The sequence below is a fragment of the Mucilaginibacter inviolabilis genome (genome assembly GCF_011089895.1).
Classification (GTDB): domain Bacteria; phylum Bacteroidota; class Bacteroidia; order Sphingobacteriales; family Sphingobacteriaceae; genus Mucilaginibacter; species Mucilaginibacter inviolabilis.
Map to the genome: position 1 here is coordinate 3,737,691 of NZ_JAANAT010000001.1, position 13,238 is coordinate 3,750,928.

Annotated in this window: 12 protein-coding genes; 2 read left to right on the top strand and 10 right to left on the bottom strand. The window is 40.7% G+C overall.

All coding sequences use genetic code 11. The annotated features are described in order from the left end of the window. Positions 1-56: 56 nt before the first annotated feature. Positions 57-854, top strand: coding sequence for a hypothetical protein (locus G7092_RS15445; protein ID WP_166090699.1), 798 nt, complete (start codon positions 57-59; stop codon positions 852-854). Between the two features lie 80 nt (positions 855-934). On the opposite strand, the gene G7092_RS15450 is transcribed toward G7092_RS15445, so the two are convergent. From G7092_RS15450 to G7092_RS15475, 6 genes are all read right to left on the bottom strand, one after another. Next, positions 935-1,471: an RNA polymerase sigma factor gene (locus tag G7092_RS15450; RefSeq protein WP_076376152.1), complete on the bottom strand. Its 537-nt coding sequence runs from the start codon at positions 1,469-1,471 to the stop codon at positions 935-937. 265 nt (positions 1,472-1,736) lie between these two features. Continuing rightward, positions 1,737-2,756 carry a UDP-N-acetylmuramate dehydrogenase gene (gene murB / locus G7092_RS15455; RefSeq protein ID WP_166090700.1) on the bottom strand — a complete coding sequence of 340 codons (1,020 nt, stop codon included), beginning with the start codon at positions 2,754-2,756 and terminating at the stop codon, positions 1,737-1,739. A 422-nt stretch (positions 2,757-3,178) separates the two neighbouring features. Continuing rightward, entirely contained in the window at positions 3,179-3,784 is a 606-nt protein-coding gene (locus tag G7092_RS15460; RefSeq protein WP_166090701.1) for an FMN-dependent NADH-azoreductase, read from the bottom strand. 191 nt (positions 3,785-3,975) lie between these two features. Beyond that, positions 3,976-4,854, bottom strand: coding sequence for an EamA family transporter (locus tag G7092_RS15465; RefSeq protein WP_166090702.1), 879 nt, complete (start codon positions 4,852-4,854; stop codon positions 3,976-3,978). A gap of 478 nt (positions 4,855-5,332) precedes the next feature. Continuing rightward, positions 5,333-7,000, bottom strand: a complete 1,668-nt coding sequence (locus G7092_RS15470) for an ArnT family glycosyltransferase (RefSeq protein ID WP_166090704.1) — start codon at positions 6,998-7,000, stop codon at positions 5,333-5,335. A 234-nt stretch (positions 7,001-7,234) separates the two neighbouring features. Beyond that, positions 7,235-8,215, bottom strand: a complete 981-nt coding sequence (locus tag G7092_RS15475; RefSeq protein ID WP_166090705.1) for a glycosyltransferase — start codon at positions 8,213-8,215, stop codon at positions 7,235-7,237. Between the two features lie 366 nt (positions 8,216-8,581). Here G7092_RS15475 and G7092_RS15480 point away from each other — a divergent pair, with 366 nt between their 5' ends. Then, on the top strand, positions 8,582-9,901 hold the full coding sequence (locus G7092_RS15480) for a sugar MFS transporter (RefSeq protein WP_166090706.1): 1,320 nt from the start codon (positions 8,582-8,584) through the stop codon (positions 9,899-9,901). Between the two features lie 104 nt (positions 9,902-10,005). On the opposite strand, the gene G7092_RS15485 is transcribed toward G7092_RS15480, so the two are convergent. The 4 genes from G7092_RS15485 to G7092_RS15500 all read right to left on the bottom strand — a co-directional run bounded on the left by G7092_RS15485 (position 10,006) and on the right by G7092_RS15500 (position 13,219). Beyond that, positions 10,006-10,446, bottom strand: a complete 441-nt coding sequence (locus tag G7092_RS15485; protein WP_166090708.1) for a sterol desaturase family protein — start codon at positions 10,444-10,446, stop codon at positions 10,006-10,008. Then, positions 10,447-11,085: a TlpA family protein disulfide reductase gene (locus G7092_RS15490; protein ID WP_166090709.1), complete on the bottom strand. Its 639-nt coding sequence runs from the start codon at positions 11,083-11,085 to the stop codon at positions 10,447-10,449. It lies immediately after the preceding gene. A gap of 138 nt (positions 11,086-11,223) precedes the next feature. Further along, positions 11,224-12,627 (bottom strand): dihydrolipoyl dehydrogenase, encoded by a 1,404-nt coding sequence (gene lpdA, locus G7092_RS15495; protein ID WP_166091026.1) that lies wholly within the window; start codon positions 12,625-12,627, stop codon positions 11,224-11,226. An 82-nt stretch (positions 12,628-12,709) separates the two neighbouring features. Next, positions 12,710-13,219 carry a hypothetical protein gene (locus tag G7092_RS15500; protein ID WP_166090710.1) on the bottom strand — a complete coding sequence of 170 codons (510 nt, stop codon included), beginning with the start codon at positions 13,217-13,219 and terminating at the stop codon, positions 12,710-12,712. Positions 13,220-13,238 lie beyond the last annotated feature (19 nt).

Consider the following 13,238-nt stretch of genomic DNA (forward strand, 5'->3'; position numbering starts at 1 on the left):
ATTTCCTTAATTCATTGATAATAAGTTAAATTTGCACAGAACACCAAACCTTTTTTATGAAACAGTACCCCAAACTCAGCTTTTTACTACTTGCCTGCATCGCTATCGGCTATTCGGCTTGTATCAAATCCGCAAACAATAATAATAACAAAAACAATTCTAGCACAGTAAGCACCAAAGTAGTAAGCAGCACTGTTGCAATGAATCTTAAACAGATACTGTACGGCGAATATGGTTCGTTCAATATTGCCGATGGCGCTAATATGCCCGATGATATGAATCAAAGTCATAAAGGGCATCTAAAAGTACAATCAACCCATGCCCCGGATTGTGGTTTTAAAATAGATACGGCATTTCAGTTCGCGTTGGATCTGAGCGACACAGCCAAATTCAGCATCTGGAACAAGATCAAATATAACGTACAGTGTACAGGCAGCTCGCTTTCTGGCATCAGTGTTTATGATAGTTTGTACGTATCGATCACTTCGAATGACTATATCGTACTAACTAAAAGCGGCGAAACGCTCAATATGAAGCTATTAACACCGGGCAATAAGGATTCGCAATTGTCTATGACCGGCTCTATGAATGTTTACACCAATTTACAGGCTAAAGCAACGGCATCCAAAACAACTATTTCCAGTTATAATTACTCATTTAACTCACTTATTATCGACCCTACCAAAGAAGGGGATATCATCAGCGGTTCGGCCAGTTTTGCCACCAAGGGTAGCGGCGCCGATGGTACATGGGATTATAAGGGCACCATTCAGTTTTTGGGAAATCACCAGGTAAAAATAGTGATCAATGGATCAACCTATACCTATGACCTGCAAACGGGGCTCGCGGTATAAATTATCCAGCCAGATAAAAACACAAAAAACCCGCCTCAAAAGCGGGTTTTTCTATTATATATATTTGAGTTTAATAGATATTAATTCTCTGCGTAAACAGGTTTGGCAATACCGTTATCGTAAGCTTTCAAATTCTTTTTCAGCAATTTGCGGGCTACGTGAATACGGGTTTTTACAGTACCGATCGGGATATCCAGATGATCGGCAATTTCGTGGTATTTATGACCTTCAAAGTACATGGTGAAGGGTACATAATAATCTTCCGGTAAGCGGTCAAGCGCTCTTTTGATGTCGTCCATCACAAATTTTGCTTCGCCTTGATTTTTTGTAGAGCTGTATACCAGGTTTGGAGAAGAGATCTCATCTGACTTGGTAACAAAGGTGCTCATTTTAACAAAACGGCGATAATTGTTGATGAATGTATTTTTCATGATGGTATATAACCATCCTTTTAAATTAGTACCCTCTTTAAACTTATTGTAATAAGTTATGGCCTTCAACATTGTATCCTGGACAAGGTCGTTAGCATCATCTGCGTCATGCGTAAAATGAAGGGCGTAAGACCTTAATGAACTTGCCTGACGTAGTACTAGGGTGTTAAACTCAATCTTTGTCATTTTGTTAAAGTTTTGTATCAACTCTTAGGCAACCATGATGCCACTTAAAAATTGATCCCGGAGCAGCGACAAAGACAAAAGACGATTTAAATAAAAATATCAAGTGTGTAAAAATTACACTATACAGACAATTAACCTATTGAAAAGCAGATTATTAATGATAAAAATAAGCCTAAATGAAAAACTAATGAAATTTAGTTTCGTAACAAGAATGTTATACTATTGACGCAAAACGAAAGCCAAAGTTTAATTAGAATAAAATTATTTAACTAATAATATTCACCTCACGTTGTAGCATAACGCCAAATTTAGTGTACACACTGTCTATGATTTGCGACGAAAAACTGTACACTTCTGCACCCGTTGCACCTCCGTGGTTCACTAATACCAGTGCCTGATTTTTCCAGGTACCCGTATTTCCTACTACTTTTCCCTTCCAGCCACACTGCTCAATCAACCAGCCAGCAGCTAATTTGACAAGGCCATCGCCACCAGGATAGTTAACCACATCCGGAAATTTTGCCTGGATCACGTTGAACTCTTTCGCACTGATCAATGGATTTTTAAAGAAACTGCCCGCATTACCTATGGTAGATGGGTCTGGCAGTTTAGATACCCTGATATGCGATACCACCGTCGATACATCTTTTATAGTTGGCGCAGTGATACCCCGGTTAACCAGTTCCTGCCCTATAGCGCCGTATTGTGTATTGACATTAGGAATAAGGGATAATTGAAATTTTACAGATACAATAATATACTGCCCCTTGAGCTCATTTTTAAATACACTCTCGCGATAGCCAAACTTGCAATCCTCTTTGGTGAACGTTTTAAAAGTACCGGTGGCTATTTCAAAAGCTCGGCAATTCAAAAAAGCATCTTTTAGTTCTACACCGTAAGCGCCTATGTTTTGGATAGGCGATGCACCCACCGAGCCGGGAATCAGACTCAGGTTTTCGATACCGGCATATTCACGGGCTACGCAAAAGTTTACCAGGTCGTTCCATACCTCGCCGCCGCCGGCTTCCACAAAAACGTCGTTATGACTGATGCGGTGCTCAATACCACGGATATTAATGCGGATCACCAGTCCATCAAAATTACTCACCAGCAGCAGGTTACTGCCACCACCCAGCACCAGGCGATCAATTTGCAGCCATTGAGGGTCGGCAAACAGTTCCACAAGTTCCTCCTCGTGTGCTATCTCCACAAAATAGCGGGCATAGGCATCGATACCAAAGGTGTTAAAGTTTTTGAGCGATACATTTTCCTGTATTTGCAGCATATTTTTTGATTTCGGATATCGGATGTTCGATGTCGGATTTATTGGGGCCGAATTTCGGAATTTTATTTTACTCTCACCCCCATACTAACCAACCAATGAACATGTAAAAAACTTTTTAAACCTTAAATTTTAACATTTTTCTGCCCAAAAAAGGCTCAAAAAAGGCCCAAAATCATTCAAAAAACATCGATTTTAACACTTTTTAACAAATTACAACACTGTTTTGATGCGTTTTTGAAACTTTAAAAAGTATTAAATAACTGATTGTCAAATAACTAAATAAAAAATCAACTATTTTTTACCCTTTTTGTCCTTTAACAAAATGGCCCTGCTTACTGGTAAACAGTAAGCAGGGCCATTATTAGTATAAATATACAAAAATTAAAGGGCAATATCAAACCCTGACTTATCTAACGTACCCTTTAGTTAATACAAATACTTTCAATAGCTTTTTGGAAAGCGGTTTCCTTTACTCCCGGTATGGCCAGGCCTTCCACACGGATTGAAGTAATATCACTCAGGCCGATAAAGCTTAGTATGGTTTTCAGATAAGGCTCTACATAATCGGCCGGGCGCATGGGGCCTTCCGAGTACACAGCACCCGATACCAAAGCCAGGTAAACTTTTTTCCCCTCAATCAATCCCGTTTGATTTCCCTGATCATCATATTTAAAAGTAAGACCAACCCTGATCAAGTGATCGATCCAGGTTTTCAGGGTAGAGTGAATGCCGAAATTATACATGGGTGCCCCGATAACCAGGATATCAGCCTCTTTAATTTCCTGTACCACTTCGTCGGAATGTATAATGGCTTCCAGATTTTCCGGTGTCCTGTATTCCGGTGGTGTAAAAAAGGAGGCGACGTGTGCTTCTTCCAGATGCGGAAGCGGTTTTTCTAATAAATTACGTTCTTTAACAATACTACCGGGATAAGTTTGCCTGATTTTTTCAATAATGGCATTTCCCAATGGAACACTCACAGAAGCCTGCCCGCTGGCACTTGATATGATATGAAGTATCTGTTTCATTTTAATTTTGGTTTGATGGGATTAATACTAAGTTTTTCATCGTTGTCAAATTTGTTGTTTGCCCTGATGACGACTGAACGTTAGGAACGGGGACACGGAGCTTATTTTTACTATCCAAAATAAAAAGGGGTGTCATCCTGGGCTCCGTCGAAACCATGACACCCCTTCCCAATTCCTTTACAGTTTTACTGCTACGCGTTTTTTCGTTTGATACCCACAATGGCCAGGAGCAATATCACTACACCTATCCATTGCAGCATACTGATATGTTCGTTCAGGAAAAGCCAGGAACAGCACATCGCCACCGGGAACTCCACCGTCATCAGTACCGAACTTTTAAAGTGACCCGTTTTGGGTATCCCCGAAGCAAATAAAAGCGGGGGGATAATGGTACCAAACAAAGCCAGGAATGCCCCCCATTTCAATAACTGTATATTAAAATGGTGAACAGCTACTAATTGATGCCCCGTAAAGATGATTAGCGAAATAGCCGAACCCATGATCATGACCGAGCTTTTCGTCAAGGAACTGACCGCATATTTTAACCTGCTATTGATCAATATAAAAACAGCGTAGAATAAGGCAGATAGCAAACCATAAAGTATACCGATAACCGGCAGATGACTATTCTGCGTGCCGGCTATTCCGCTTGCCATAATGGTAGCCACCCATATAACACCTATAATGACGAATTGAATAGCCGTTGGCTTTTTACTAAAAAGCAGCCACTCCAGCAATATACCAATCCAGGTGAACTGCATGAGCAGTACTATAGCCACAGAGGCCGGGATATATTTTACAGAAAGATAATATACATAAGAGGTCATGCCGATACAGGAACCGGTAAGTAATAAATAAAGCCAGGCTGATGTAGGAATTGAACCAGTTGCGGACTTTTTATGATGCCCTTGTATTAATGTTAATGTAGATAATACGATAAAACCGATGGAAGCCTGAGTAACACTCAGCTCCTCGATGGTGTAACCAGCCTGGTAAGCCAGTTTTACAAAAGTAGAAAGTATGCCGTAGCTGCATGCCCCGGCAAATACCATAAACATATATTTGTTCATTGTTGCGGTTGAAATAAGAAAATAGAATGAATGGCTAAAAGATTAGATAGCACAAAGCAACCGCCTGCTGCAGGAAAATATTAAAGTTGTTTTTACAGTAATAACCGGTTGCGTTGCTTAAGCAACAACTACTACTGGTGGAGGAAGAACCGTTTTGAATTGTAACATGATGATAATAATTACAAGTGCAATGTAGGGATAATAGTATTTGAAGTCAAGAGATCTCTTAAAATGAAGATTATTGACGTAGAGATGCATAATTGCGTCTCACACATGCTTCCCTGTAAAGTTATTTGCCCTAAAGGAGACGCAATTATGCGTCTCTACATAAAAACACTAATACATTTGTCATGCTGAGGAACGAAGCATCTGTTATTAAATTTTTCAATCGTAGAATACATCCTTCACTTCATTCAGGATGACAGATGATCTTAATTTAGCTCGGCGCTCGTATTATCACAGTACTAAACCCTGTGCCCTACAACGCCTTATCTATCCTTACCAAATAAAAACGCTCCAGCGTTCCCATTCTGTGGGCTTTGATAATGAAGGGCAGCGTCATATTTTCGTTGGGATAATTGTAAAATGCCTGCACTATCCGGAAGTCGCTGTGGTTATTTTCGAGGTCTGTTTTTAACCTGTCATCAATCAGGATGAGGGCTTTGCTGTGCGTAGCTGCCTCGGTCATGCTCATAAAAGTTACCGGCTGGTGGGTATAAAAATCGAAAGCGTTGGGCACGTCAAAAGCGGCTATGATCTCATCATTCGGGTAATGTAGGTTGATGTACTCTGCCGCATGAACATCGCCTTTAAATTTTAACAGTGTAGGGTAAACTACGCCCATCAAATAAGCATTAACCCATAAGCCTATCACCGCGGTTAATAAAACCAATGCCCTTTGCCGGTTGCCGCTATTTTTATATATGTACAAGGTAATACCGATGAGCACGATACAAAGCGATACAAATACCGGCCAGCGTTCGGGCTCGAAAACAAAATTGAGTACGGTTACCGCGATGATGAGCAAGGCCACAATGGTATACTGGGTTATGGTAAAAAACTTGCTTTTATTTTGGATAACTTCCCGGATAGAGCCCGCCGTGATGATGGCGAAGAATGGAAACAGGATATTAGTATAAAAAGGCAGCTGAAATTTGGATACCGAAAATATCAGCAGCATCACTACCGAACCGCTAATGGTGATATACTCGGGCAGTTTTACGCCTTTGATCATTTTACCAATATGCTTGATCAAAGCGCAATAAAACAACAACATCCACGGTGCAAAGGCCCATAATAGCGTATGCAGAAAAAAGAACACGCTGCCATGACTATTACGGATAAAGCTGTTATTGTTGAAACGCCCAAACTGGCTATCCCACAAAAACCAATGGATTCCCGATATACCTGTTTTACCAAACACCACTTTTTCAGGGTGTATATCAAACTGTATATATAAGGTATAAATTTCGGGCAAGGTAAATATGCACACTAATACAAACGCCAGCAGCCATTTCCAATGGAACAGGCTTTTGATATCTTTTTTAAACAGATAATCGCCTATAATGGCGCTGCCGATAGGGATAAGCAGGTAAATACCCTTGGTCATGACGGCACAGGCGGTAAACAGGGCGCCGAGTAAAATATCGGCCCAGCCAAAACGCTCTTTGAGTTTATAAAAGTGATATACAGCCCCCATGAGCAAACCCATAATATAAGGCTCGGCCCGCACATCGGTGTTTGACATGAGTACATGCTGTGCGGTAAGTAATATCAGTGTGGCGATGAGCGAAGTTTCCAGGTCGTAAAACTTACGGGCCAGTTTATAGGTGTACATTACCGACATCAGGAAAAACAGCAGGGCCGGTAATTTATAAGCGATGGTATTGATGCCAAAGAGCTTAAAACTGATCGCAGCCATCCAGAACGGAAAATGCGGTTTATCCAGCCAATCCTTTCCGTGGTATATCAGATCGGTAAAATTGTTGCTTTGGGCCATGCCGCGGGCAATCACACTGTACAAACTCGGATCGTCGGTAAAATAACGGATACCAATGCCTGCTATATTTACCAATATGGCCAATGCCAGCACTACAATGTATGGCTTTTTACATGCGGGAGATAAAGTGGTTGCTGAACTATTCACCGGAGATATTTAGGATACAAAATAACACATTATAATATTATTAAGCTGTTGTGTGATCAAGAATCTTTGAAAATTTGGCCTTTTTCAAGTTTTAAAAAACTTAATATTTTTGTCATCTTGAGGAACGAAGGATCTATTAACAAGCTAGAAATGGCTACTAGTAGATGCTTCACTGCGTTCAGCATGACAAAATATTTTCGCTAAAGGCTTAGGAGATTGGAAATCTGAACCATTTTACGCGTTCCAGGGCAGGTACTTGGGCGATACTTCTTTTAGTGTCGGGTTTACCGGGTTTAAACTTTCACCATTCAGAACCCTTTCATATAGCGCCAGGTAATGTTGTGCCATTTTTTGCACGGTAAAATGTTCCATGGCATAATCATAGCAATGTTGATTACTAAAGATATCTACGGATTTTAATCCGGCTACCAATTCCTGTTTACTGTTGCTTAGCAGACCAACTTCGGCGGGTACCAGTTCGGGTAATGATCCGTAAGGCGTGCCGAAAACCGGGCAACCAAAATAAAGACTCTCGATAATAGCCAAACCAAAAGGCTCGTGCCATAAAACCGGGAACAACAAAGCTTTGGAGGCATTTAACACTACCGACTTTTGGTTATTATCAACCATGCCTTTAAAGCTTACATTTAAGTTAAGCGTAAAGCGCAGGCCCATTTTCAGGTTTAATCGTGTGCCGCCCAATACTACCAGTTTATTATGGCTTTGAGTGGCTACATCAATGGCGCCCTTTACATTTTTAACACGCCAGGCGGCCTTGGCCAAAAAGTGAGTATGCGTCCGTTTTTGCCGCAGATCGGGCTTAGGATAATCATCGGGATCGAGACCATGGTGTACAAATACTGTTGAACCGTGCCGGGCAGCGTGATTGGCCGATACAAATACGGAGTTTTGATCCAGCACCTGACCGTAGCCCGGGTTGTTATGCACATTAATAAGGTGTGGCTTTTTTGTAAAGCCACTCACCTGGAAATGAAAATGCACCACATCCACATCATCAGGCACCTGTTGGTTCATGTCGATAGCCGGATCATACACTAATACTTTAGCAAAAGGACAGGCAGAACCTGCGCTTACCAGATAGGTAACCTCATGCCCAAGGCGGTTTAATTCCTTGCCCAGCCACCATATCACTCTCTCGGTACCGCCATATTTGGCAGCGGGTATCACGGTATTGTTAACTATTAATATTTTCATGCAGGTGATGAATGTAAGCGCCCGAATTTCGGAATTTTAATTTGGATTGAGTATTTCTGAAATAGATGATCAATTGAACCAATACCTTGCAATAAATTGAATTTTTTTCCAAATATTGACTTTTATAGGCATTGCACATAAAAACCAATACGCAAACGTTTGATAAATCAATAAAACACATAATTAGCCTATTTTTTAAAGAAAAATCGACGCCAAAAATCATACAAATGATATAAATCACTTAAATAAGATAAATATATCCTCATTTAATTTTACTAATTTTCACATTATCAATACAATCTACCAACTTTTTTAATTATTTTAGAAACTTCATTAAGTTCCTAACAATTTAACTAAAAGAAATAAATGGCTACTGCTATCAAAGTCGAAAATCCGGTTGTAGTAAAAAAATCGGGTATAAATCCTATCATCATCATAGGTGCATTATTTTTCATTTTCGGGTTTGTAACCTGGTTAAATTCTGTATTGATACCCTATTTAAAAATTGCCTGCCAGCTTAATAACATTGAATCATTTTTAGTTGCGAGCGCTTTTTACATTGCCTATTTATTAATGGCCAAGCCATCGGCCTGGCTGCTTAAATTATTTGGCTTTAAAAATGGTATGGCGGTAGGTTTGCTTATCATGGCGGTAGGTGCCCTGATATTTATCCCCGCGGCCTTAACCAGGACTTATGCTGTTTTCCTTATTGGTTTATTTGTACAGGGTTCGGGACTGGCCGTTTTACAATCGGCATCCAATCCGTATATCACTATAGTTGGTCCACCCGAAAGCGCTGCCAAACGTATCAGCATCATGGGTATCTGTAATAAGTTTGCCGGCGTATTGGCGCCTATTGCATTGGGTGCCGTGGTATTAAAAAACATCGACGCTTTTACAGCCAATCTTGCTAAACTCGATGCTACCCAAAAAATAGCCGAATTGAACGAACTGGCTTCCCGGGTAATTTTACCTTACGTATTGATTGTTATTGTACTGGTAGTATTGGCCGTGTTGATCTATTTCTCGGGTCTGCCAGAAATTGATACCGATCATGAGGACGAAACCGTAGCTGCCGCCAACTCCGGCAAAACCAGTATATTACAATTTCCTCATTTGGTATTGGGTGTAATAGCACTATTCTTATACGTAGGGGCCGAAGTTATAGCCGGCGACTCTATCATTAGTTATGGCGTTGCGCATCACATCCCGCTATCTACCGCCAAATATTTTGCCTCTGGCACACTGGCCTGTATGGTTATCGGTTATATTGCTGGTATTTTATTTATCCCTCATTATATTTCACAACAAAAGGCACTCGTATACTCAGCTGTTTTAGGTGTTGTTTTAACCGTTGCAGCTCTAATTGTTCCTAAATATGCCTCTGTGGCTTGCATAGCACTTTTGGGTCTGGCCAATTCATTAATGTGGCCGGCTATATGGCCTTTGGCCCTATCTGGCCTGGGCAGGTTCACCAAAATCGGTTCATCGTTATTGGTTATGGGTATTGCAGGCGCGGCAGTTTTCCCGCCTATTTACGGTTTCCTGGTTGATCAGTCAAAAGCAAGTGCCGGTCCCGAAGCGGCAGCACAAACCTCGTACTGGATCTTGTTGCCGATTTACCTGTTCATCCTGTATTTTGCAGCCATAGGTTACAAAAAAGGGAAGCATGTGATAGCAGTCTGAACCCGAATTCATGGAATTAAAGAATTAGCCGAATTTGCGTGGTAAATTTTCCTGGCAGGTTTAATTCTGTTGCTTCTTTAATTCCATTAATTCGAGTTCAGACATCACCTCCTAAACCACTTCCTGCTCGCCACTAACAACCCAAATTCTTCCGAAGGACTCTTCTGTATTGATTTGTGGTGCATCTTGTGCGCCCGGCGGATACCTATCAGGTATCGGTTATTACTTTTGAATGCTTTAAAACGATTGTGGATAAACCAATCGTGGAAAATAAAATAGATGATACCATATATACTGATGCCGGTGCCAATCCAAAAATGATAGTCCAGATTCAGGTGCCCAATCCACATCAACCATAAAGCAAAAGCAGCGAAACCGATGCTGAACAGGTCGTTCAGTTCAAACCAACCACGCCGTTCCTGGTGATGCGTTTTGTGGATAAACCACAATGGCCCATGAAAAAGGTATTTGTGCATAGCCCATGATAATAGTTCCATGGAAGCTATCGTGAGTACCAAAATACCGATATTCAACAAAATCATCATTTATTTAATCGCAAGAGCTTCTTTGATCATCTGCTCAATTTTCGTATTCTCAGCTTCTTCTGCATCATCGTCATAACCGGTTTTTTTGAAGAGTAGTTTTCCTTTTTTGTCAAAAATAACGATAGTTGGATAACCGTGAAAGCCAAATTGCGCGTCGGGGCATTTGGCTTTATCATCCGGAGTATATTTGGTCAACTCTCTATCTACATATATCTTTTCATTACACCCAGGTATAAAATACACCGGGAGCTTAAAATATTTTAGATGGCTAAAACCATGATACATATTTATATACCGAGCCATTGATTTATCCTGAGCAAAAAACTTTCGGGCTATTGCACTGTCTGTACGGCATATAGTTATAAAATTGAAATTTTTATTGGTCTTATACTTTGCATAAAGTTGATGCAGCACATTCATTTCACGAAAACATGGCGGGCAGGGTATAAACCACGAATCGATAAATAACACTTTATTTTTACCCAACTGTCGCAAAGTAGTGTGTTTACCGTTGATGTCGTAAACATCAATATCAGGTAAATATTGATGTTGGTCTTTTTTTAGTTTCTTGTTTTGTGCCCTGCCCCCAGATGCCCATAACAACATACTCATTAATAAGATATAGCTCAGGCTCTTCATAACTAATAATTTAGTTCAATGTAAGCTATTCCAAAACAAAAAGCAAATAAAAAGCAGAAACAAACCTAATTGTTCCTGCTTTTTTGTATTCTTTACTTCAATATTCCAAATCCGAAATCGAAATTCCCAATTCCGAAATTACATATGTATTGCTCTGTTATCGGTAGCTGCTAAGCAGGCCTCGCGCATGGCTTCGGTGTAGGTTGGGTGAGCGTGGCTCATGCGCGAAATATCTTCGGCGCTGGCACGGTACTCCATGGCAACTACAGCCTCGGCTATCATATCCGCGGCCCGCGGACCAATCATGTGAACGCCCAGTATCTCGTCGGTAGTGGCATCAGCCAATACTTTTACAAAACCATCCACATCACCGCTGGCACGTGCTCGGCCGCTGGCTTTGAATGGGAACGATCCGGCTTTATATTTTACACCAGCTGCTTTTAGTTGCTCTTCTGTCTGTCCAACAGCGGCAACTTCCGGCCAGGTATACACAACGCCCGGTATCAGGTTATAATCAATATGCGGTTTCTGGCCTGCAATGATCTCGGCCACTAAAGTACCTTCATCCTCGGCTTTGTGGGCCAGCATGGCGCCTTTTATTACGTCGCCAATAGCGTATACACCTTTCACGCTGGTTTCCAGGTGATCATTAACGGTAATTTTACGACCGCGTTCTTCTACAGTGATGCCAATCTTATCCAAACCTAAACCATCGGTGTAAGCCACACGGCCAACAGCAACCAGGCAATAATCGCCTTTCAATTCCTGTTTCTCGCCTTTTGGGGTATCAAAGGTTACGGTTACTTCTTTACCTTTTACAGTAGCGCCGGTAACCTTATGGTTCAGGTAAAATTCCATACCCAATTTGGTCAGCACTTTTTGCAGTTCTTTACCCAAAGCTTTATCCATAGTTGGGATAATGCCATCCATAAACTCAATTACAGATACTTTTGAGCCTAAGCGGGCATAAACAGAACCCAGCTCTAGGCCAATAACACCACCGCCTATCAGCACCAGGTGCTTAGGTATTTCAGTCAGGGTTAATGCTTCGGTTGAAGTGATAATGCGTTTTTTATCGATCTTCAGGAAAGGCAATGCCGATGGCTTTGAACCGGTAGCGATGATCACGTTTTTACCGGTGATTTCGGTTTCGGTGCCATCGTTCTTTTTAACGATGATGGTATTTTTATCTTTAAATGATCCTACACCATGATGGGTATCGATCTTATTTTTTTTCATCAGGTAACTGATACCGCTGGTATTGGCATCAACAACTTCCTGCTTACGTTTGATCATCTGGCCGAAATCAATTTTCAGGTTGTCCAGGTTAATACCATGCGTTTTAAAAGCATGAGCGGCATTATGGTAATGTTCAGACGAATCCAACAAAGCTTTGGAGGGGATACAGCCTACATTAAGGCAAGTACCGCCAAGGGTATTATATTTTTCAACAATCGCGGTTTTTAAACCAAGCTGGGCACAACGTATAGCGGCTACATAGCCACCCGGGCCCGAACCGATAACGATAACATCATATTGCATAGTAGTGTATTTTGTGGTTGGCAAAGTTAATGGTTATTAGGCTATTATTTTATAGATTAATGGTCAAAATTATTAGGAATTACTATCTGACTTTTATACCAATCATCCCCATAAGGCATATCAAATTAACTATCAAACCAAGCCCTATTAATAATTTCATATAGCCTTTATCAATGGATGAGCCGCCCATATGCTCAATTTTGCTGATATAACGATATAATGCGCCTCGGCCTACTGTAAAAGGTATAAATTCCCGATCATGCTTCGTCCAAAAAACTAATCTTACAATATGATACAGCAAAAAGTCAAACAGCGGTATCCAGGCTATTGAATGTGTATTAAAGATAAATAACAAACTTAATAATAACCATATAATAGAGAAGTATATACTCCTTAATCTAATGCCGATGGGCGATAGAATAAGTACCCCAGTGCAAAAAAAGCAGGTAATCAACTCCAATAAAAAGTAGCTTTGAGCTTGTTCTTTGAAAATATATGTCAAAGCAACCAAAGCTGCATACAACAACAGTAATAAAATATCTAACCTATCCAAACGCCGTATTTCTAATTGACCAATGGTAAACTTTCTCATATTTTGATCATAAAGATAT

Bases quoted from the DNA above. Each gene is read 5' to 3' on its own strand.
- G7092_RS15445 (WP_166090699.1), top strand. From the start codon at position 57: ATGAAACAGTACCCCAAACTCAGCTTTTTACTACTTGCCTGCATCGCT.
- G7092_RS15450 (WP_076376152.1), bottom strand. From the start codon at position 1,471: ATGACAAAGATTGAGTTTAACACCCTAGTACTACGTCAGGCAAGTTCA.
- murB (WP_166090700.1), bottom strand. From the start codon at position 2,756: ATGCTGCAAATACAGGAAAATGTATCGCTCAAAAACTTTAACACCTTT.
- G7092_RS15460 (WP_166090701.1), bottom strand. From the start codon at position 3,784: ATGAAACAGATACTTCATATCATATCAAGTGCCAGCGGGCAGGCTTCT.
- G7092_RS15465 (WP_166090702.1), bottom strand. From the start codon at position 4,854: ATGAACAAATATATGTTTATGGTATTTGCCGGGGCATGCAGCTACGGC.
- G7092_RS15475 (WP_166090705.1), bottom strand. From the start codon at position 8,215: ATGAAAATATTAATAGTTAACAATACCGTGATACCCGCTGCCAAATAT.
- G7092_RS15480 (WP_166090706.1), top strand. From the start codon at position 8,582: ATGGCTACTGCTATCAAAGTCGAAAATCCGGTTGTAGTAAAAAAATCG.
- G7092_RS15485 (WP_166090708.1), bottom strand. From the start codon at position 10,446: ATGATGATTTTGTTGAATATCGGTATTTTGGTACTCACGATAGCTTCC.
- G7092_RS15490 (WP_166090709.1), bottom strand. From the start codon at position 11,085: ATGAAGAGCCTGAGCTATATCTTATTAATGAGTATGTTGTTATGGGCA.
- lpdA (WP_166091026.1), bottom strand. From the start codon at position 12,627: ATGCAATATGATGTTATCGTTATCGGTTCGGGCCCGGGTGGCTATGTA.
- G7092_RS15500 (WP_166090710.1), bottom strand. From the start codon at position 13,219: ATGAGAAAGTTTACCATTGGTCAATTAGAAATACGGCGTTTGGATAGG.